The 21,454-nt window shown below is 39.5% G+C and carries 14 protein-coding genes; 5 read left to right on the forward strand and 9 right to left on the reverse strand.

Features of this window, described 5'->3' with window-relative positions:
• Nucleotides 1–308 precede the first annotated feature (308 nt).
• From OWEHO_RS04090 to OWEHO_RS04110, 5 genes are all read right to left on the reverse strand, one after another.
• Nucleotides 309–719: an OsmC family protein gene (locus OWEHO_RS04090; RefSeq protein ID WP_014201203.1), complete on the reverse strand. Its 411-nt coding sequence runs from the start codon at nt 717–719 to the stop codon at nt 309–311.
• Complete coding sequence (locus tag OWEHO_RS04095; protein ID WP_014201204.1) at nt 719–1,429, reverse strand: YebC/PmpR family DNA-binding transcriptional regulator; 711 nt, start codon at nt 1,427–1,429, stop codon at nt 719–721. Before OWEHO_RS04095 ends, OWEHO_RS04090 begins: the two co-directional genes overlap by 1 nt.
• A gap of 69 nt (nt 1,430–1,498) precedes the next feature.
• Nucleotides 1,499–1,744, reverse strand: a complete 246-nt coding sequence (locus OWEHO_RS04100; protein ID WP_014201205.1) for a DUF4235 domain-containing protein — start codon at nt 1,742–1,744, stop codon at nt 1,499–1,501.
• 31 nt (nt 1,745–1,775) lie between these two features.
• Nucleotides 1,776–2,570 carry a DUF1206 domain-containing protein gene (locus OWEHO_RS04105; protein WP_014201206.1) on the reverse strand — a complete coding sequence of 265 codons (795 nt, stop codon included), beginning with the start codon at nt 2,568–2,570 and terminating at the stop codon, nt 1,776–1,778.
• Nucleotides 2,571–3,473: a YihY/virulence factor BrkB family protein gene (locus tag OWEHO_RS04110; protein ID WP_223252716.1), complete on the reverse strand. Its 903-nt coding sequence runs from the start codon at nt 3,471–3,473 to the stop codon at nt 2,571–2,573.
• Between the two features lie 138 nt (nt 3,474–3,611).
• On the opposite strand from OWEHO_RS04110, the gene OWEHO_RS04115 reads away from it, so the two are divergent.
• Nucleotides 3,612–5,426 (forward strand): SLC13 family permease, encoded by a 1,815-nt coding sequence (locus OWEHO_RS04115; RefSeq protein ID WP_014201208.1) that lies wholly within the window; start codon nt 3,612–3,614, stop codon nt 5,424–5,426.
• A 58-nt stretch (nt 5,427–5,484) separates the two neighbouring features.
• On the opposite strand, the gene gyrA is transcribed toward OWEHO_RS04115, so the two are convergent.
• Complete coding sequence (gene gyrA / locus OWEHO_RS04120; RefSeq protein WP_014201209.1) at nt 5,485–8,070, reverse strand: DNA gyrase subunit A; 2,586 nt, start codon at nt 8,068–8,070, stop codon at nt 5,485–5,487.
• Between the two features lie 260 nt (nt 8,071–8,330).
• On the opposite strand from gyrA, the gene OWEHO_RS04125 reads away from it, so the two are divergent.
• Nucleotides 8,331–10,877: an ATP-dependent Clp protease ATP-binding subunit gene (locus OWEHO_RS04125; RefSeq protein WP_014201210.1), complete on the forward strand. Its 2,547-nt coding sequence runs from the start codon at nt 8,331–8,333 to the stop codon at nt 10,875–10,877.
• Between the two features lie 59 nt (nt 10,878–10,936).
• On the opposite strand, the gene OWEHO_RS04130 is transcribed toward OWEHO_RS04125, so the two are convergent.
• Both OWEHO_RS04130 and OWEHO_RS18585 read right to left on the reverse strand, forming a co-directional pair.
• A complete protein-coding gene (locus OWEHO_RS04130; protein ID WP_223252724.1) occupies nt 10,937–11,872 on the reverse strand; it encodes an IS3 family transposase in 936 nt (311 codons plus the stop codon).
• Nucleotides 11,790–12,227: a helix-turn-helix domain-containing protein gene (locus OWEHO_RS18585; RefSeq protein WP_014201212.1), complete on the reverse strand. Its 438-nt coding sequence runs from the start codon at nt 12,225–12,227 to the stop codon at nt 11,790–11,792. Before OWEHO_RS18585 ends, OWEHO_RS04130 begins: the two co-directional genes overlap by 83 nt.
• 246 nt (nt 12,228–12,473) lie before the next feature.
• Between OWEHO_RS18585 and OWEHO_RS04140 the strand changes: the two genes are divergently transcribed.
• From OWEHO_RS04140 to OWEHO_RS04150, 3 genes are all read left to right on the forward strand, one after another.
• Nucleotides 12,474–14,333 carry a T9SS type A sorting domain-containing protein gene (locus OWEHO_RS04140; protein ID WP_014201213.1) on the forward strand — a complete coding sequence of 620 codons (1,860 nt, stop codon included), beginning with the start codon at nt 12,474–12,476 and terminating at the stop codon, nt 14,331–14,333.
• A 223-nt stretch (nt 14,334–14,556) separates the two neighbouring features.
• On the forward strand, nt 14,557–15,213 hold the full coding sequence (locus tag OWEHO_RS04145) for a hypothetical protein (RefSeq protein WP_014201214.1): 657 nt from the start codon (nt 14,557–14,559) through the stop codon (nt 15,211–15,213).
• 124 nt (nt 15,214–15,337) lie between these two features.
• Complete coding sequence (locus OWEHO_RS04150) at nt 15,338–16,147, forward strand: LuxR C-terminal-related transcriptional regulator (RefSeq protein WP_143764510.1); 810 nt, start codon at nt 15,338–15,340, stop codon at nt 16,145–16,147.
• 61 nt (nt 16,148–16,208) lie between these two features.
• Here the strand turns inward: OWEHO_RS04150 and OWEHO_RS04155 are convergent, their stop codons facing one another.
• On the reverse strand, nt 16,209–21,395 hold the full coding sequence (locus tag OWEHO_RS04155) for a PKD domain-containing protein (RefSeq protein WP_014201216.1): 5,187 nt from the start codon (nt 21,393–21,395) through the stop codon (nt 16,209–16,211).
• Between the last annotated feature and the right edge of the window lie 59 nt (nt 21,396–21,454).

Below are 21,454 nucleotides of genomic sequence, written 5' to 3' on the forward strand. Positions count from 1 at the left end.
ATCTGCAGCAATTTTAGGAAAAAAAAATTGGATTATGCAAAACTGAGGTCGGAATCTACACGCCTATTTTTTTGCTAACAAACACAACCCCTTTAAAAACAATTACTTACAAGTAAAAATGTGAAAAGAAATTGCAAACCCTAATAATTTCCTCAAGTTTAAGTTCTTAAAGCTGATTATAACCTTTAAGCTCTGAATCCAAAAGGCTTGCATTTACGAATCGTATTCTTTGGTTCATTTGTGTCTCACCTATCCAGAAATATAAAACCTAAAAATGCTGCCGTGTAAAAAACTTTAAAATTCCAACCTTAACTTCTCCATTCAAAACTGACGTTCTGCTTTAAGTCAGAAGCTAGACTTTTCGCTACGGGGCAGTTTAAACCAATGCCTTCAAGTATTTTTTTGGTTTTATCATCACAGTTCTGCTTAAGCGAAATCTTTACACCTACCTCTCCTACTTTTCTAGGGTTGTCATCCATCACCTTTATGATTTCTGCCGAGGCATCTTCCAAGTCAAAACCGAGAGACTGTGCTTTAATTCCCATTACCGTGAGCATGCATGCTCCAAGTGCTGTGGCCAATAAATCAGTTGGTGAAAACGCTTCACCTTTACCATAATTATCAGTTGGTGCATCTGTAATTATTTTTTGGCCGGACTTTAAGTGCTCAGCTTCTGTACGCAGTCCACCTTGGTAAACTATTTTAGATGTAGCTCCCATTATGCAATGTTGTTAAATACAGCCTGAACATCGTCATCATCATCAATCTTTTCCAACATTTTTTCAATGTCTACCATCTGTTCTTCCGTAAATTCCACAGGAGTAGTTGGAAATCTTTGTAATGAGGCTTTGCTCGCTTCAATACCCTTTTCTTCTAATGCTGAAGATAATGTTCCAAAGGCAGTGTAGTCTCCATACAAGTACACAGTTTCTTCATCCACATCAATCTCTTCCAGTCCAGCGTCAATAAGCTCAAGCTCCAATTCTTCTGTATCTTCAATTTTACTGGCTTCAATCTCAAATACTGCCTTACGATCAAACATAAATTCAAGTGATCCGGTAGGAACGATTGCTCCACCTGCCTTATTGAAATATGATTTTACGTTAGCTACTGTTCTGGTAGTGTTATCAGAAGCGCACTCTACAAAAACTAAAACTCCATGAGGGCCTTTGCCTTCATAGTTTACTTCTACATAGTTTTCTGCATCATTGCCCGAAGCCCTTTTTATAGCATTCTCGATATTGTCTTTGGGCATGTTTTGCGCCTTCGCATTTTGAATGGCTGTGCGCAAAGCTGAGTTTGTATCAGGATCTATCCCTCCCTCTTTTGCAGCCATGGTAATGGCTTTGGCCAATCGAGGAAATATTCTGGACATCTTGCCCCATCTCTTTTCTTTTGCTGCTCTTCTATATTCAAATGCTCTTCCCATATAATCTTATCTTTTTTTCAAGGAGCACAAAAATAATTATATCCTTTATACTTCAATGCTTACAGAAGTTTAATCCAAATACTTTCCTCCCATTCTCTTGATACCTACTTTGAGCATTGTGGCTGTAAAACCAGTGATCACTGACCATCCTATGACATGTAACCAGTTTATATCTTCATCCTTTACTGCATTTGGTGGTTCTTTATCAAAAATACCTTCATAACCTTTTTCCATTATTCTTTTCAAAAAAAATCCGGCAGCCAAGGCTCCAAGTCCTACTGCTATTTCTTTTGCTTGCTTTTCAGAAATGTTCATAATTAGTCGATTTTATTTAATTTTTAAATTTTTATAAAAGTTTAGTCATATTACTATAGCGCGCCACCAGAATACAAAATAAACCATAGCTCAAAAACCCTAATGCTAATACTCCCATGAGAATACGACCATAGTCGTAAGTTAATAGATGCCGAAAAGCCCCAGTGGTACCATCATAGGCATCAGCATTATGATCCAGAATAACTATTAGTAATAAATAGGACAATATTCCAAAAAGGGCAAATCTTGCGTAATAACCAATTCGCCCCGTATACTTTACCAATTTATAAGCCTTATCTGGCTGGTCATCAATTTGAATCATATATTTTCCTGTAAAAGCTAAATAACCCTGAAATATAGCCTGACCAGCAACTCCTATAGCAATAGCCCCGATAAGCCAGGGCCCAATGTTTGTTTCCAAAAGTTTACCCAGCATTACTTTTTCTTTTTCTCCACCCGAAGATGCTTTTCCAAAAAGTGCCTTGGCAAAAGAAAAGGCAATGGAGCCATAAAATAAACCAGAATACACATATTGAACTCTTACACCATATCGTTTTACATCGGCTACATCTTCACCCCTGGGGTCGGCATACGCCAGATAAAACCGCCATAAGGTATATGCTACCAGCCCCAATGCTACAATAGCTACCATTATTTTACCGGCAGGGATATCCAATAGAAAAAGCATCACACCTTTTTGATCAGAAACTTTTCCTCCTAGGCCAAATGCAGCCATAGTTACAAGAGCTCCCAACAATACATATATCATCCCCTTAGTGCCAAAACCCAATTGCCGTAGCCGCTGTAGCCTTTTTTCTCTGTCCATTTAGTCTTTTATAGGTTCCGGTTTATCTTCCATATTTTTAAGAATATGCTCTGCACGCCATTTAGCATGTTTACTAGGTCGTATTTTATGATTGTATTTACGGGCATGCACTTGCGTAAATTCAGCACCGAAAAACAAAATAAGGCAAGTATAATTTACCCATATCATAACCAAAATGATAGTGCCTGCCGCTCCAAAACTAGAAGACGGGTCAGCATGCGCAAAGTAGAGACCTAGCAATGTTTTACCAATTGAAAACAAAACTGCAGTCACAATACTACCCACCCAAACCGATTTCCAGGAAATTTCGACATCCGGCAAAAACTTAAACATTACTGCAAAAAGCAAGGAAACCACTCCTAAGGATAGTACGAAGTTGAGTAACTGAACCGCATATAATAATACATCTCCAAAATTATTGTCAATCCAGTTTCCTAGAATTGATATAATTGCAGAAAGTACCAGTGTGATAAGGAGCAAAAAAGCTATTACTAAAATTAACCCCAGAGAAGAAGCTCTATCTAATATTAGTTTTTTGATTCCATTTTCAGGACTAGACTCTACATCCCAAATATAGTTGAGGGATTTCTGCAATTGAAAAAATAGGGTGGTAGCACCAAAAATTAATGTAAGCACTCCAATAGTTTTCATCACAAAATTACTATCGTTAAGCTCTACATTTGCAAGCAAATCTTCTATTCCTGTTGCAGCCTCCGGTCCCATAAATTGGGAAACTTGAGCACTAATCTCTCCTCTGATCGCCTCTGGACCAAATAGTGAACCCGCCACCCAGATTACAATCATTAATAAACCTGGTATAGAAAATATTGCATAGTAAGCAATAATGGCGCTTTGACGAAATGGGTCGCTATCATTCCAACTTTTTGCAGTGGCTTTTAGCATTTCCCAAATACTCTTAGGGTTTATCCTCATCTTTAATATTATCTTTCTTTTAGTTTATAACCCAAAAAGGACTGTTTTGTTAATTGGTTTTTGAAAAACCTTTATAATGAATCAGGGTTTCATTACAAAACATATTATATGAGCGTAGATGCTTACATCGTAATTGCCATACTTGTGGTGGCACTTTTTCTCTTTATTACAGAAAAAGTTTCCATCGATCTTACGGCTATATTGATTGCTGTGTCGCTTATGCTCACCGGGGTTGTAAGCATTCCTGAAGGACTATCAGGATTTAGTAACCAAGCCACTATTACCATTTTGGCTTTGCTCATTCTTTCTGCCGGCTTAGAGGAAACAGGCTTACTCGAACGTTTAGGTTTTAGTTTATCAAAATTAGCATCGAGCAGTGTTCCTATTACTTTATTGGTAATAATGATTCCTGCGGCTATTTTAAGCGCATTCCTTAATAATACTGCGGTTATCACCATTTTCCTACCCATCGTAATTACAATGGCTAACCAAAAAAACATTTCGCCCTCACTCCTACTCATGCCATTGGCTTTTGTGAGTATCCTTGGCGGGATGAGTACGCTGATAGGAACCAGTACAAACCTTTTGGTAAACACAGTTGCTCGGCAATACGGTACCGATGTTTTAACCTTTTTCGAATTTGCTCCCTACGGTATTGCTGGTGTAATATTCTGCATATTTTTCTTTGCTTTTGGCGGATATAAGCTAATTCCTTCTCGTAAGCGCGTGAAGGATTACAACCAAAAATTCACTACTGATACTTACCAAGCCGAGATAGTAATTTCTAATCCCGAATACATTAACTCCCTAAATCTAAAAGAGCTTTTTAAGAAGAAAGAAATTGAAATCATAAAACTGCTTAGAAAACGAGAAGTACAAAATGTACAGCTCCACTTAGATGAACTGGAAAAAGATGACAGGCTTATTATAAAGGCAGATGTAAAAGCGTTGATAAGCTTACAGGAAGACGATGGATTGACGCTGCATACCGGTATTAAAGAAGGACTGGAAAAAGATAAAGACAGTATAATTGCCGAAACCGTAGTCAGCCCTTCGTCTTCCCTTGCAGGTAATTTATTTAACCCTGCTTCCTTCCATAGAAAATACGGTGCTTACCCTTTAGCTATTCGTCAGGTGAGTGATGTATACTTTAGGAATCTTGGCAAAAGACTTTTTGCGATAAATCGCATCAATATTGGTGATAGTATTTTGGTGGAAGCACCTCCTCATTTTTTTGAAAAACCAGAAGTAAAACACGACCTCATTCAATACAGGATATTACAAGGAAAGTCAAAACCTATCTTCAAACAACTTTTAGCAGCTGGCATCATCTTGATGGTAGTTCTATTGGCTGCGCTCAATATTATACCAATTGCAGTAAGTGCTCTTGGTGGAGTTGTTCTTATGGCTTTTTTAGGGATATTTAAAACCGAAAAGCTTTACGAAAAGATTGACTGGAGAATTTACTTTCTACTTGCCGGGATTATTCCACTTGGCGTTGCCATGCAAAACACCGGTTTGGATAAAGAAATGGCAGCTTTGGTAATATCAAGTACTGACGGTTTTGAGCCATTTTGGGTGATTCTGGCCTTTTTCTTAACTACAACGCTGGTGACTAATTTTATTTCAAATAATGCAGCCGCACTTCTTATGGCTCCTGTAGTTCTAAGCCTTGCCGGGCAAACAGACATTGACCCTAAAGCTCTTCTGCTAGCCGTGACTTTTGGTGCCAGCACCTGTTTTGTTTCACCCTTGGGCTATCACACTTTGGCCATTATTTATGGCCCTGGTAAATACAAGTTTAGCGACTACCTGCGGGCTGGCTTACCTATTACATTGGTGATTGCATTTCTATTCAGCTTGATGTTAGATTATAATTATAATGGAGAAGCGGCCATCATCCGCTCACTCTTAGCTCAATAAAAAAAGGCTGACTCATTTCTGAATCAGCCTTTCGCATTATTTATAAAGGAAGTTTGATTTATTCCTCCTCGCCATCAGCTTCAGGAGTTTCTCCCTCTGTGGTGTCTTCGGTTTCTTCAGTTGCAGCGGCACCTTCGGCACCCTCTACTACTGTTCCTTCCATTCCTTCTTCACCTTCCAGTAGTTCCTCATCCTCTTCTTCAGCGGCAGGTACTTTAGCTACAGAAGCAATTGCATCCTTCTTCTTAAGGTTGATAATACGCACACCCTGAGTTGCGCGGCCCATTACTCTAAGCTCGGCCACTCCTGTTCTTATCATCACACCACTCTTGTTAATGATTACCAAATCCTCTTCATCGCTTACAGCCTTAATAGCTACAAGGTTTCCGGTTTTTTCCGTAGTGTTAAGTGTTTTCACACCTTTACCACCTCTGTTGGTCACACGGTAATCCTCAAGAAGTGTACGTTTTCCGTATCCTTTTTCAGTAACTACAAGAATTGTTGGCTCTTCTTCCCCGTGAGGAACAGTCACCATTCCGATTACTTCGTCTTCTTCGTTTTCAAGAGTTACACCACGCACACCACTGGCATTTCTACCCATAGAGCGAACGTTCTCTTCATTAAAGCGAATTGCTTTACCACTCTTCTTAGCCATTAGGATTTCATCCTTACCGGTAGTCAATTTAGCTTCAAGCAGAAGGTCACCTTCTCTTACAGTAATAGCATTAATACCATTAACACGTGGACGAGAATAAGCTTCTAAAGGAGTCTTTTTAATAACACCCTTTTCAGTAACCATCACAATAAAGTGGCTATTGATATACTCTTCGTCTTTAAGGTCTTTGGTGTTTATAAACGCTCTTACCTTATCATCCTGAGGAATATTGATCAAGTTTTGGATAGCTCGTCCTTTGCTGGCTTTTGAGCCTTCAGGAATTTCATAAACTCTCAACCAATAACATCTTCCCCACTCTGTAAAGAATAGCATATACTGGTGGTTGGTAGCTACAAATATGTGCTCCACAAAGTCGGCATCACGTGTATTCACACCTTTTTGTCCAACACCACCACGGTTTTGTTTTTTGTATTCGGTAAGCGGTGTACGCTTGATATATCCAGCATGAGAAATGGTAATTACCACTTCTTCGTTAGGAATCATATCTTCGATGCTCACATCACCACCAGCATACTCGATGTCAGTTCTGCGCTCATCACCGTACTTTTCTTTTACTTCTTCAAGCTCTTCTTTAATGATGGTCATTCTAAGATCTTCCTCAGCAAGAATACGCTTGAAATAAGCGATTCTTTCCATCAACTCAGCATACTCTTCTTTAATCTTATCGCGCTCAAGTCCGGTAAGCTTTTGTAGACGCAAATCAAGGATTGCTCGAGCCTGAAGCTCTGAAAGGTTATAATTGCCCATCAAACCATTACGCGCTTCTTCTGGAGTTTGTGACCCACGGATAAGTGCAATGATTTCGTCAAGGTGATCCAAAGCAATTAGCAATCCTTCAAGGATATGTGCTCTTTCTTCTGCTTTGCGCAATTCATACTTTGTTCTTCTGATTACCACATCTACGCGGTGCTCCACAAAGTATTTGATAAGCTCTTTAAGGTTAAGCTGCTCAGGACGTCCTTTTACAAGGGCAATATTATTTACCGAAAAAGAAGACTGAAGAGCCGTGTACTTGTAAAGCTTGTTTAGTACCACATTTGGCACAGCATCACGCTTTAGATAATACACGATACGCATTCCCTTACGGTCACTTTCATCCTTAATATCAGAAATACCGTCAAGCTTCTTATCATTGATAAGGTCTGCGGTTTTCTTAATCATGTCAGCCTTATTTACCTGAAATGGAATTTCGGTAACAATGATACATTCCCTACCTTTTACTTCTTCCATGGTCGCTTTCGCGCGAAGCACAATTCTTCCACGACCAGTTTCAAAGGCATCCTTAACTCCATCGTATCCATATATAGTACCCCCCGTTGGGAAGTCAGGAGCGGTAATATGCTGCATTAGCTCCTCAATGGTAATGTCATAATTCTCGATGTAGGCAATGATTCCATTCACTACCTCTGTAAGGTTGTGAGGTGGCATATTAGTAGCCATACCTACTGCAATACCACTTGCCCCGTTTACCAAAAGGTTTGGAATACGGGTAGGTAATACGGTTGGTTCGCTTAACGTATCATCAAAGTTTAGCTGTGTATCCACAGTTTCCTTGTCAATATCGGCAAGCATTTCTTCAGATATTTTCTGAAGCTTGGCTTCGGTATATCGCATTGCTGCGGGCGGATCACCATCCACACTACCAAAGTTACCCTGTCCGTTTACCATCATGTAGCGCAAACTCCATGGTTGCGCCATACGTACCATAGCATCATATACAGAAGTATCACCATGTGGGTGAAACTTACCCAGTACCTCTCCTACAATACGAGCTGATTTTTTATGAGAACGGTTAGAAAGTACTCCTAACTCGTACATTCCGTATAAAACCCTGCGGTGTACGGGCTTCATACCATCACGTACATCTGGTAGTGCACGTGAAACGATCACCGACATAGAGTAGTCGATGTAAGAGGATTTCATTTCCTCTTCAATGTTAATAGGTATTATTCTTTCGCCTTCGGCCATGTTGTCAGTGTTTTACCTTACTATAAAGTATAGGTTATTCAAGCCGTAAATATAAGTACTCTTATACCCTATAAAAGTCGCCAAACCCCTTATTTCTTCACAATATTCCCTTTTTGGCTGTTAATAATTATAAAGTAACCCTTATTTGGCCGTTCCATCAATAAAGCTACATTTGAGAATAAGCCTCAATGGCATAATATTCGTAAGTTTATTTGTAAGAACCCACGGATTACTATAATTCCCTTTTTAGAAAAATAGATATGGACGAAAACTTTTCACCCCGAGTAAAAGACGTGATCAGCTATAGCAAAGAAGAAGCTATACGACTGGGACACGACTACATAGGTACTGAACATTTGATGCTTGGATTGATTCGTGAAGGTGAAGGTAGTGCCATCCAGATTTTAGAAGATCTGGGTGTAGATGTACCCGCTTTCCGAAGAAAAATAGAGGCCATTAGCGCCCCCAATATCTCAGGTCAAATAAATACAAAGAAGAACCTACCGCTTACAAGACAAGCGGAAAAAGCACTGAAAACCACGTTTTTAGAAGCTAAACTTTTTCAAAGCAATCAAATTCGCACCTCGCACCTTTTGCTGTGTATACTGCGCAATGACGATGATCCTGTGTCCCGAATTTTGAGACATTATGAAATTAATTACGATAACGTAAAAACAGAGTATCAATCGCATTATGCTGATGAACTAAAAGATAAACCGCGTGCCGAAATGTCTTATGGTGAAGATGATGATGACTTTGAACGTAAAGACCCTGGCTACACTGGTGGTAAAGGAAAAACTGAAACAAAAACCAAGACTCCTGTTTTGGATAACTTTGGTAGAGACCTTACCAAATTGGCAGAAGATGGAAAACTTGATCCCGTAGTGGGAAGAGAAAAAGAGATTGAGCGTGTTTCTCAAATTCTTTCTCGTAGAAAGAAAAACAACCCCCTACTTATTGGTGAGCCTGGTGTTGGTAAATCTGCAATAGCAGAAGGACTAGCCTTGCGCATTGTGAAGAGAAAAGTATCTCGTGTACTTTTTGACAAGCGTGTAGTTACTTTAGATCTTGCTTCATTAGTAGCAGGAACAAAATACCGAGGCCAATTTGAAGAGCGTATGAAAGCTTTGATGAATGAGTTGGAGAAAAACGAAAACATCATTTTATTCATTGATGAACTTCACACAATTGTAGGTGCCGGTGGTGCTACTGGATCTTTGGATGCCAGCAATATGTTTAAGCCAGCTCTTGCACGTGGAGAAATTCAATGCATTGGAGCTACTACGCTTGACGAATACCGTCAATATATTGAGAAAGATGGTGCTCTGGAAAGGCGTTTCCAAAAAGTGATGGTAGATCCTACCACCCCTGATGAAACGATTCAGATCCTTAATAATATTAAGGATAAATACGAAGATCACCACAACGTAATTTATACTGAAGAAGCTATCAAAGCTTGCGTGGCTCTTACTTCTCGTTATATCAGCGATCGTCATTTGCCGGATAAGGCAATTGATGCATTGGATGAGGCTGGATCAAGAGTTCATATTACAAGCATTCATGTTCCTAAGGATGTAATGGAGCTTGAGAAAAAACTTGAAGAGATTCGCGAGCAGAAGATTCAGGTGGTGAAGAAACAGCGCTATGAAGAAGCTGCTAAACTTCGAGATGATGAAAAGCGTGTGGAAGGTCAACTTCAAGATGCTCAGGCTGCCTGGGAAGAAGAAGTGAAGAAGAACCGCGAAACTGTAGATGAGCCGGATGTAGCCGAAGTTGTAGCTATGATGACAGGTATTCCTGTACAGCGTGTGGCGCAGCATGAGAGCAATCGCCTTACCGGAATGGGCAAGGAAATGAAAAGCCAAATTATCGGTCAGGATGATGCGGTAGATAAGATTGTGAAAGCTATTCAGCGTAACCGTGCAGGATTGAAAGATCCGAATAAACCGATTGGTTCGTTCATCTTTTTAGGGCCTACTGGAGTTGGTAAAACTCAGCTTGCAAAGGAGCTTTCTAAAAGCTTATTTGACAGCGAAGATAATCTCATTCGAATTGATATGAGTGAGTACATGGAGAAATTTGCCATTTCAAGATTGGTAGGAGCGCCTCCCGGATACGTAGGATATGAAGAAGGCGGACAGCTTACTGAAAAGGTGCGCAGAAAACCTTATTCTGTAGTTCTTTTGGATGAGATTGAAAAAGCTCACCCGGATGTGTTTAACTTATTGCTACAAGCTCTGGATGATGGACATATGACGGATAGCTTGGGTCGCAAAGTTGACTTTAAGAATACCATCATTATTATGACTTCTAACATCGGTACCCGCCAGTTGAAGGACTTTGGTGGCGGTGTAGGATTTGGCACAGCGGCTAAAACTTCTAACCCAAGTGATGTGGCCAAGGGTGTAATTGAAACCGCTCTTAAGCGTGCTTTTGCCCCTGAATTCTTGAACCGTATTGATGATGTAATTCTGTTCAACAGCCTTAGCAAAAAAGATATCCTTAAGATTATCGATATCGAATTGGTAAAGCTTTACAAGCGTATTGAAGGACTTGGATACAATGTAAAAATGAGTACCAAGGCCAAGGAATATATTGCTGACAAAGGCTTTGACGAGAAGTTTGGTGCGCGCCCACTGGCACGCGCTATTCAGAAATATGTTGAAGATCCATTAGCAGAGCAAATCATAAACTCTGAAGTGGAAGAAGGTGATGAAATCTTTATCGACCTTAAGAAAGGTAAGGATGAGCAAGAAATCACCGTTACTATAAATAAGAAAACAGAAAAGGCTGAAGACGAATCATAGTCTGAGCTGTCCCGTCCTAAATAACCGATACAGGTTTTTATATAGATTAAACATAGTAATTAAACCTTGGTGAAGCTAGCTTCACCAAGGTTTTGTTTTTTATAGGATTTTATTTTGACCTGATCTTGTTTATGCATTTGTTCTGGAGTGTTCATTTGGCAGGAGAGGTGTGGCCTTTGTTTATTATAAATGCTTACACTGTCTTCCACCAAAGGCTTCATGATGTCTAGTTTATCGGCCTTTACTACTTCAATAAATTCTTGCTTTAAAATACCGTTTATACGTTCCGCTATGGCGTTGGCATATGGGTCATAAGACTCTGTCATGCTACAGGTTATTTTGGCTTTAGCCAGTTGTTTTTGGTAATCGGTGCTACAATATTGTAGGCCTCTGTCTGAGTGATGGATCAGAGGTTGGCTAGGGTATTTTCGATTTTTGATAGCTTGCTTTAAGGCAGATAGCGCACCATCCACACTCAAACTGTTTGATACATTGTAGCCTACTATCTTTTTTGAGTAGGCATCGGTAACTAGAGCCAGGTACATGGGGTTTTCTCGGGTACCCACATAAGTTATATCGGCCACCCAAAGCTGCTCTGGCCGGGTAATGGGTAAGTCTGCAATCACGTTTTTGTGTTTGCGGAACCTATGGTGTGAGTTGGTGGTAATATGGTATGATTTCTTGGGTTGTATTAACATGTGATTTGCTTTTAGAATGTGGAACAATTTATCGCGACCCACGCCCAGTGCTTGCAGCTCTGGCTGTAGCAAGTGGTAAAGTTTACGTGTGCCTAGCCGAGGCATGGACATGCGCTTTTCCTGCACGAGTGATACTACTTTTTGCGCACGTTGCTTTTTGGCTTCTTCGGCTTTAATGGCGCGATAATAAACTTGACGGCTATACCCGAACAATCTACAGGTAGCCGTTAGGCTTTCTTGGTAGTGTTCTTTGTATTGGTTGACTGTTCGGGTAAGGAGTTTTTCTGATTGGAATATTGTACTCTTTCTCGGCTATATCTATCATCATATCAAAGATGATCGCCTTTTTGTCGGCTCGTTCTATTTGATGTTCCAGCTGCTTTTTCTGCTTTTCTAATAGCCGAACTTTTTGCTCTAGTTCCATCAGTTTTTGTTCTGGAGTTTTGGGCATTTGTATTGGAGTTTGATTTTCCCAATCAAAGTTACCATACTTTCTTAACCAACTCAGCACAGTACTGCGAGCCTGAATGCCATATTTTCGGACTGCTCCATGCTGACTTAACTCGCCCCGTTCTATTTCTTGGACAACTTGCAGCTTGAAGTTTAAGCTGTAATCTTTTTGTGTACGCTTTACGTAGCCATTGTCTTTCATAAGGTTACAAATTTGTGTAACGCTATTTCAGGACGTGACAAGCAATAAATGTAAAATCCCTCTTGTGAAAGCATGGGGGATTTTTTTTTTAATCAAGTCGAGCTTACCAGTATGTCATAGAACTACTAGGCATACCCTTTTTCAAATACACACCCTTCAGTTAACTTTCGTTTACTAATTGAATGGTGATTTTGCAACATAGTTGTACTACATTGGCTACTATGAAGAAACACTAAATTTAGATATATGTACATCGATCAACTTGGACAAGGTATTAAAACAATACTCCTCACAATTTTCATGAGTTTAAGTCTATCCATCTATGCACACAATCACAATCAAACGACCACCTACTTTAGCCATTTGTCTGAGATCAATAAAGAGTGGTTAAACCATAAAGAAGTTAGTCCTAAAGGAAATATTTCATTTAACTCAGACGCAGACAGGATTCAATTACACCTCAATTTGGTAGTTAAGTATCTGACATCGAACAGAGCATCAAACTTAAACTCCACGCAACTTGCCAACAGAGCAAGCATGTTAGCAGAATTGCAAAAATATATCGACAAGAAAGTTTTTCCTGTGAATAAATACCATTCAGCTAGACAACCATACTTTGTTGATGATATAGGAACTAATTGTGCCGTTGGTCAAATGATATATATTTCAGGCTACGAGCACTTGGTAAGTAAAATCAGTGAAGAGCATAACTACGACTATATACAGGATATTAAAACAGAAGGACTTACTGAATGGGCAAATGAGTTTGGGTTTACGATAGACGAACTAAAATGGATTCAACCTGGTTACCCTCCTTCTGCCAAGATTGAACAAGTTCTTGGTGGAACAAACGGAAGTGTCAATAAACTAGAATACAACTTCTATAACGGAAGCCTTACCATTGCAGGCGAATTCACTGAATTAAATAACCTACCGTGCCTAAATGTTGGATTTTACCATAATAATCAACTTGCTTGCTTGGGCACTGGTGTTGATGGGATAATTTATGACGTAATTCATGAATCAGGTGCGGTTTACGTTTTTGGTGATTTAAATCATAATGGAGAAACCTACCCTGGTGCTAAATATGATGGCTCTACCTGGAGCTATATTGAGATACCCAATAGAGATGGAGCTATGTGCACATCTGCTCATAGCGCAGGTATAGGACATCTATTGGAAATGGCCATTAATCATGATTCGATTCCGGGGCATCAGGAAATTTGGCATTTTCTAAATGACAGCACTTGGGAGAAGAAAGCAAAAGTAAAAGGAACTATTTTGGATATTCTTGCCAGTAGTTATGGTAGAGTTCATGTTGGTCATTTAGACACAGTAATGGTCTACAATTCAAATTCTATAGTTGACACCACTCTCACTGTAAATAATGTTCTTATTAATACAAACTATTCTAACATCTGGTATGGAATCGGTAGTAGTGTAAGTGATACGGTAAATGCTGTAGCATATATTGGTGGGGCATTAATTTTTGGAGGAACATGTAGTTACCAACCGGGGTCAAATAATATATGCCTAAGTAGATATTTCAATTCAACCTTGCAACCATTATTTCTTAATAATTATGGTACAGAAAACTTTTCAATTAAAGCCATTTCTTATTACTCTGGTAACGAATTGACATTTGGGGGTGACGTTAATTTTATGCAGCCTATGGGAACATTTGGAAGCAAAATTGCCACTTATAATTTGGTGCACAATTATATTAAACCGATTGCCTTGCTAGATAAGCCGGTAAATAGCCTAGCGCATTTAGATGGGGATTTATACATTGGCGGGAGCTTTCAAACCAATTTGGGTGTTCAAAATATTAACTTCCTTGCCAGAGAGGTAACATCTGTTGGAACAAATGAATTTTCTGCCAATGAGAATTTCCAGGTTTATCCTAATCCTTTCACTTCATCACTCCATTTAATAGGCATAGAAAATGGAATAAGTTATTCTCTATTGAGCATTAATGGCCAAACTCTAAAAAAAGGAATTGTGATGAATGAAGAAATTACTGATCTTGATTTTTTAACCAATGGAGTCTATCTATTGCGCATAGAATCATCTAATGGACATATTGTTAGGAGAATATTTAAATAACACTACTGCTACCGCGAGTTTCTAAACTCGTGGTTTCTAAGTTTTATTAAAATCCACCTCGAGCAATTCCTCTTCATAAATATATATAACGTAAGGGTTACTTTGCTGCTCCTTAAAACTTCTGAACTTTTCTCCAAACGAAACATAGCTTTGCTTTAACTCTTGATTATTAACCTATTCAGATAATGGTAATATTATCACCTTTAAGAAAATCCCCTCCATCATGAAACAAAACGCAGTGAGCATTCTTCTTTCCTTTGTTTTTCTAATAAATCTAAATACCCAAGCCCAAGATTTAAAAGGCTTCTCTGTAGACCTTAATTTAATTCGCTACTCAGAACCTTATGGTCTTTATATGGATTACTGTGAATGGTCTTTTGTTCCTGGTTTCACTATTAATTATTCCACTTCAAATCATCTAACCTACTTTGCCGGATTACAGAATGTTAACACTGAAGTTAAAATAGGCGGAATTGATACTTATGAGCACTCTACTTCAAAAGGCGTTGAAATACGTGTTGGGGCCGGAATTTCAACAAATAACGAAAAGCGCATATTCGTAAGGTTAAATTTAGAGGGCTTTGCAGAGGTATCAAAATTACGTGGAACTTACGACTCAGGCCCACAGTCACCAGGGGTGCCAAATGAATATGAACTCAACCACTGGCGAAGTTATTTTGGCATAGCCCCTAGTTTCTCAGTAAATTTTAAACTTACAGATAGGATAGTATTTTTTGCTGATACTCGTTTTAGATTCGGAAAAATGACTTTTTCCGGCACTGAAACAACGTTTTGGACCAATACATTGTACCAAGACCACTCAGAGTGGGTTGGCCTTTACGACCCGCTAAATAATCTTGGCTTTAGAATAAATTTATAAGGATACTTTTTTTTGCCTCCCTCTTTTGTTTAATATAAAAAGACTTCGAGATTTTGCAAACCTAGAAGATTGAGTTGAGACTACAACATTACTGATTTTAACGTTTGTAGTAAAATTTCCTATTTTGTACGCGCTTTACTCATACATTTTACAGGGAAACATGGATTCGGATTTACTCGATTTCTACAACGAAATCTTTGAAACTAACTACAATCTTGACCGAGAAGAGGTCATCGTGCACATTAAGAAACTTAAAGAACTGGATAAATTTTTACCCCCCAGTTCCTCCTTTTTTATTTTGTCTGATACCCCAAATAACAATTTCCCATACGTCAGTAAAAATTTTGTAACCAACCTTGGCCTTGATCCAGAGCTCATGAATTCTGTAGGTGTACCTTACTGGTTGGGCCATCACCATCCAGACGACCTTCCTGTATGGATGCAGATTCTTCAAGATTTAATGGGGTATACTCTTACTGAAGTGAAACCAGAAGATAGAAAAAAATTGTCCTACACCTGGACTTTTAGAGTTCGTACTGCTGCTGGTAATTTTGTGAACTTATTTGAACACATGGTTCCCATGGAACTGGATGCCGAAGGCAAACCGGTGATTGGCTTAGCACACATAACTGTGGTGGGCGATGGTGAAGCTTTACCTCTAAAATGCAGTGTAAAAAAGCTAAATGACAATAATGAATATGAAACGCTTTTAACCAAAAACTACTCTCAAATTCTCCTTTCGGATGGAGTAACAAACCGTGAACGGGATATTATTAGGCTTTTAGCACTTGGTAATAATAGTAAACAAATAAGCCAAAAGTTATTTATAAGTCCGCATACGGTAGATACTCATCGTAGAAATATTCTAAAAAAGCTAAAGGTATCTTCAACGGGAGAGTTAGTAGCATACTTTACACAACAACAATTGTTTTAAAAAAAACAGGTCCATTAATGCCTAAGCAGCAATGCACCTGCTCATCAATGAATAGGCAGTTTTATTCAATAATAATTTTCTTTTGCCAAAATTCTCCGGCACTACCTTCTACATTAATAATGTACTGGCCATCAGGTAAGTGATTAACGTCAATCTTTAGCTTACCAGATTCAATACCCGTTGTGCTTTGGTTTAGCACTTTCTTACCCGAAATATCATTAATCTGAATTTCCTTAATACTCAACTCGGAATTATCCCAGACAAGATTCAGCTGATCGTTTACTGGATTTGGATAAATTTTAATACTCTTGATGGCTTTAATCTCTTCAAGCCCAATTTGATTAAGCTTAAAAGCTTTAGTATGTGAAGTTCCACAAGCATTTTTTACAGTAAGCTTTACCAAATAAGTAAGACCCGGTGTAATATAAGTGTGAATAGGATTAACACCCGTACCCGTATTTCCATCACCAAAATCCCAATCATAGCTTACTGCATTGGCTGAAGCAGAACCATCAAATTGCACATTCATACCTGCTCCTGTGGTAGAAATAATATTATACGTCCAGCTGGCCAATGCTGGTGCACAGGCAATTATATTTTTAGAAACGGTAACGCTGTCTCCACAATCATTGAATGCTGTGAGCGTAACTGTTTTGGTACCTGACGAAGTAAATTTAAAAGTGATACTTGTTCCCGTTGTATCTGTACCATCAATTTTCCATTTAAAGAAAGTTGCATTGGTTGAACTTGAAGCGTCAAATCTTATAGAATCAGCAATGGGTGTTTGACTAAAGTCCGCTTTTAAGGTATCACACACCTGAATGGTGTCAAACACTACCGTTGTATCACCACAATCAGAAAATGCATTCATAGCTACAGTATAAGTTCCAGGCATACCATATAAGTGATTGGGATTAATGGCTGATGAATTTGATCCATCGCCAAAGTCCCAATACAACGAGTCAGCATTGGTGGTACTCCCCGAGTTAAAATCCACCCTTAGCCAGCTATTGATGTTGGCAAACGAAGCCCCTATTGAAGGACATACTAAAGTAGTTTGATTGGCACTTGCCCATGCACTCAGGTTGCCCGCGCCACAACTATCTCTCACATAAAAGTCGTAAGCAGTAGAACTAGCAAGGCCAGTAATCGTAAAGGGATTTGTATTGGCCACCACTAAAGTTCCTGCACCTTGGGTAAACCCGGATGGGCCATACTCTATTAGCCAACCACTAGTTCCCCCAGAAGTCCAACCCAATGTGACTGAACTTGCTGTAGCACCAGTAGTAACAAGATTTGATGGCTTAGGGCAAGTTGGTTGCTCATGCACACTCAAATCATCTATCGCTATGACTGCGTTAAGTGCTGACGTTGTAGTTCGGTAACCTATAAACCTTACCTTGATAAAGTCATTTGCATACGCTGAAATATCTACAGTGGCTTCCTTCCAGGCATCTGCTTTAGAAACTTGTTGTTGCCCTACAAGTGCAAACTCGCGGCTCCAGTTGTACCCATCAAAAACTTCTATAACAAGTGAATCTATACCTGCTCCAAACATGTGATACCAAAAGCTTAACTCTGGTGTATTCAAAGGAATGGTGTTGATTATTGGAGAAACCACGGTACCACTTTTGGATTGATCCGCTGTACCAAGGTTATTCTGCGCATGCAGAAATTTACCGGTGCCAGAGGTATGATCAACTGATGGCCCTGTAAAAAAGGTGCTAACCATTTGACGAGCTCCCCAAACATAATTCACACTATTGTCTTGTTTCCAACAGGGATCTATCTTTCCTGCTACATATGTGGTGTTAGGAATGATCCAACTATTTCCATCAAATGTTTCTAAATATGGCGCTAGCACGGGTATGCAATCCGTTGTATCCCTCACCGGACCTATCCATTCAGACACATCTGCAAGACCACAACTATCACCTAAGTAAAACTTGTAACCCGTATTAGCCGTAAGGCCAGTTATGGTAAATGGATTACTGGCTGCATTTACTATGGTTCCAGATCCCGGTGTAAAACCTGAAGGGCCATATTCTATATTCCAATTGCTAGCTCCACCTGTTGTCCATTGCAGGGTAACGGAGTAATTGGTAGTTCCTACAACGACTAAATCCTGAGGGTTAGGACAACTAGGCCCTTCATGAATATCTACATCATCAATGGCTACATCAGCAAACGATCCAGAACCCAGTTTGTCTGCTACAAAACGAACTCGAACTGTATCATTTGCATAAGCTGATAAATCTACTACTGCTTCTTTCCAGGCATCAATATCTGAATATTGTTGCTCACCAGATTTGCTCCATACCTGAGTATATCCATTTCCCTTATCCACTTGCACCGCAAGAGTGCCAATATTAGGACCAAACATATGATACCAAAAACTCAATTCAGGATTAATTAATGCACTGAGATCAATGGAAGGCGATTCTATGAAGGCTGAGAAGGACCCGGAACCTACAGAGAACATGCTAGATTCTGCGTGTATAAAATTTCCATTACCAGAGGTATGATCAGCTGCCGGACCAGTAAGATTGCCACTCGATACTTTAGGCCCAGGATTCCAAAAGTAATCTACCAATGGGGTTCTGACCCAACACTGACCGACAGTTCCAGTATCGTCCATACCTATACCTCGCCCCCATTGACTTCCGTCAAAATTCTCAGTAAACGGTGCCAAAAGTGGTAAACAGTCTGTAGAAACACTAATTGGCCCTACCCACAAACTGGTATCTGTAGTGCTGCAAATATCTCTCACATAAAAATCATAACTCGTTGAGCTGTTCAGACCATTTATGATGAAAGGGTTTGTATTAGCTAATACTCTTGTGCCCGTGCCCAAAGCAAACCCTGAGGTTCCGTATTCTATATTCCAGTTATTGGCGCCTCCACTAGTCCAACTTAAGGTAATACTATCAAGCCCTTTGGCTGCAACGCTAAGATTACTTGGTCTTGGGCATGTTGGCTGCTCATGGATATCTATATCATCAATAGAAATTGGTGCACCAGCTACTATCTTCTGGTAGTAACTAAATTTTAACTTAATAGTATCATTTGCATAATAGCTCAGATCAATTAGGTATTCTTCCCAAGGTGCAGATTGAGATAGTTGCTGTTGCCCAACTATTACTCCTCCTCTATTCCAGGCTTGCCCATCAAAAACATCAATCCTTAGAGAGTCGATACCACTTCCAAACATATGATACCAAAAAGAAAGTTCCGGCACGTTAAGAGGTGAAAGATCAATCAGTTTTGACTCTACATATCCTACTAATGAACCTCCATATGATGATCCAATACGATTCACTCCAGACAAAAATTTACCTGTTCCACTGGTATGATCAGCAATTGGTCCTGAGAAAAAAGCTCCAGCCGATGGTACTGGAACCATTTGATAGTTTACCAAATCATTTCTACGCCAACATATATCAAGGTTTCCCCCAGTTCCAAATGTTAAAACTACCCACTGGGGGCTATCAAAATTTTCGGTATATGGCGCTGCCGCAGGATTACAATCCGTTTTACCGTTAATAGGCCCTACCCAAGCCGAAACATCAGTAGCCCCACAACTATCTCTTACATAAAAATCATAGGTGGTACTTGCTGAAAGCCCATTAACTACAAAAGGATTGGAGTTAGTATTTACCATCGTACCATTTCCTTGCGTGAAGCCAGTCGGGCCATATTCTATTTGCCAATTGGATGCACCACCACTCGCCCATTGCAGTACGGCCGTAGTATTAGTCAATCCCACTATGGTTAAATCTTGAGGTTTTGGACAAGTAGGCTGTTCGTGTATATCTATATCATCAATAGAAATCCAAGCATAAGATCCGTTTGTTAGTTCACGATAATAAGTAAATCTTAGTTTTATAGTATCATTTGAATAGGCACTCATATCTATGACATATTCTTCCCAAGGATCTGACTTAGCAGCTTGCTGTGAGCCTACAATACAAGCTTCTTTAGTCCAGCTTTTGCCGTCAAATATATCTACTCGAAGTGAGTCAATATGCATACCAGCCATGTGGTACCAAAAGGATAACTCAGGAACAGTCAAAGGACTTAAGTCAATCAATTTAGACTCGATTGCACCTGACGCTGAGGGGGTCGCGTTAACCCCAACTACTCGAGCTGACAAAAATTTACCTGTGCCTGTGGTATGATCAACTAATGGTCCTGAATAAAACCATGTGACCGTATTGGTTGGCACCATTTGATAGTTCACTGTTTCATCACGATACCAGCATGGTCTCAAGTTCCCAGGAGCGGCAACCGTACCAAGAGTCCATTGTGCACCATCAAACGTTTCTGTATAAGGCGCTATGGCTGGCAAACAGTCTGTGCCTGCCTCAATAGGCCCAATCCATGCTGAAACATCGGTGGCACTGCAACTATCTCTTACATAAAACTCATAGTCAGTATTTCGAGAGAGTCCCTTTACTACATATGGGTTGGAGTTAGCACTTACCAAAGTTCCGGTTCCAACTGTAAATCCTACAGGACCATATTCAATTTGCCAATTTGAAGCACCACCAGACTGCCAACTAAGTGAAGCCGAAATATTTGTTGTTCCCACCAAAACCAAATCCTGAGGTTTAGGACACGGTGGAACTTCATGAATATCTATGTCGTCAATAGCTACATCTCCAGAAACGCCCGTACTAGTTTGGTAAGAAATGAACTTTAACGTTATTGTAGAATCAGCGTAAGAAGCCAAGTTTATTGTAGCCTCCCTCCATGCGTCTGCTTTAGCTGTTTGCTGTTGCCCTGTTTTTGCAAACACAGAAATATAACTTACACCTCCGTTAGTTGAAACAAAAACCTCTAGCAAGTTAACATCCGCACCAAACATGTGATACCAAAAGGTAAGCTCCGGCACCGTTAGAGCTGATAAATCTATCTGAGGAGTAATTATTTTCGCTGTATCAGGAAATATTCCAAATGTTGTTCTTTCGGAGAAAAGATACTTGCCACTACCCGTGGTATGATCACCAGATGGACCGGATTGTGAAGACGAAAGCTGTGATGGACCAACTTTCATTAAAAAATGACTCTGATAATCCCGTTTGAAGCAGGTATCAATAGTTCCATTACTAGAAAAACCAGATCCCGTATTCCAGTCAGAAGATTCAAAATCTTCTGACCAAGGAGCAGAAACCGTTGAACAAGGAGTGGTTTGACCTACCAACAGTTGAAAGGTTGTTAATAGAAATAATAGATATTTATATTTCATTTCAAGCTTATTGTGTTAACTCCTGAATTAATGAAAATAAACATTTTTTTTGCACCACA

It is taken from the genome of Owenweeksia hongkongensis DSM 17368 (assembly GCF_000236705.1).
Lineage (GTDB): Bacteria > Bacteroidota > Bacteroidia > Flavobacteriales > Schleiferiaceae > Owenweeksia > Owenweeksia hongkongensis.

Excerpts from the sequence above, each read along its gene's own strand:
- OWEHO_RS04090 (WP_014201203.1), bottom strand. The coding sequence starts at position 719 with ATGGGAGCTACATCTAAAATAGTTTACCAAGGTGGACTGCGTACAGAA.
- OWEHO_RS04095 (WP_014201204.1), bottom strand. The coding sequence starts at position 1,429 with ATGGGAAGAGCATTTGAATATAGAAGAGCAGCAAAAGAAAAGAGATGG.
- OWEHO_RS04100 (WP_014201205.1), bottom strand. The coding sequence starts at position 1,744 with ATGAACATTTCTGAAAAGCAAGCAAAAGAAATAGCAGTAGGACTTGGA.
- OWEHO_RS04105 (WP_014201206.1), bottom strand. The coding sequence starts at position 2,570 with ATGGACAGAGAAAAAAGGCTACAGCGGCTACGGCAATTGGGTTTTGGC.
- OWEHO_RS04110 (WP_223252716.1), bottom strand. The coding sequence starts at position 3,473 with ATGCTAAAAGCCACTGCAAAAAGTTGGAATGATAGCGACCCATTTCGT.
- OWEHO_RS04115 (WP_014201208.1), top strand. The coding sequence starts at position 3,612 with ATGAGCGTAGATGCTTACATCGTAATTGCCATACTTGTGGTGGCACTT.
- gyrA (WP_014201209.1), bottom strand. The coding sequence starts at position 8,070 with ATGGCCGAAGGCGAAAGAATAATACCTATTAACATTGAAGAGGAAATG.
- OWEHO_RS04125 (WP_014201210.1), top strand. The coding sequence starts at position 8,331 with ATGGACGAAAACTTTTCACCCCGAGTAAAAGACGTGATCAGCTATAGC.
- OWEHO_RS18585 (WP_014201212.1), bottom strand. The coding sequence starts at position 12,227 with ATGAAAGACAATGGCTACGTAAAGCGTACACAAAAAGATTACAGCTTA.
- OWEHO_RS04140 (WP_014201213.1), top strand. The coding sequence starts at position 12,474 with ATGTACATCGATCAACTTGGACAAGGTATTAAAACAATACTCCTCACA.
- OWEHO_RS04145 (WP_014201214.1), top strand. The coding sequence starts at position 14,557 with ATGAAACAAAACGCAGTGAGCATTCTTCTTTCCTTTGTTTTTCTAATA.
- OWEHO_RS04155 (WP_014201216.1), bottom strand. The coding sequence starts at position 21,395 with ATGAAATATAAATATCTATTATTTCTATTAACAACCTTTCAACTGTTG.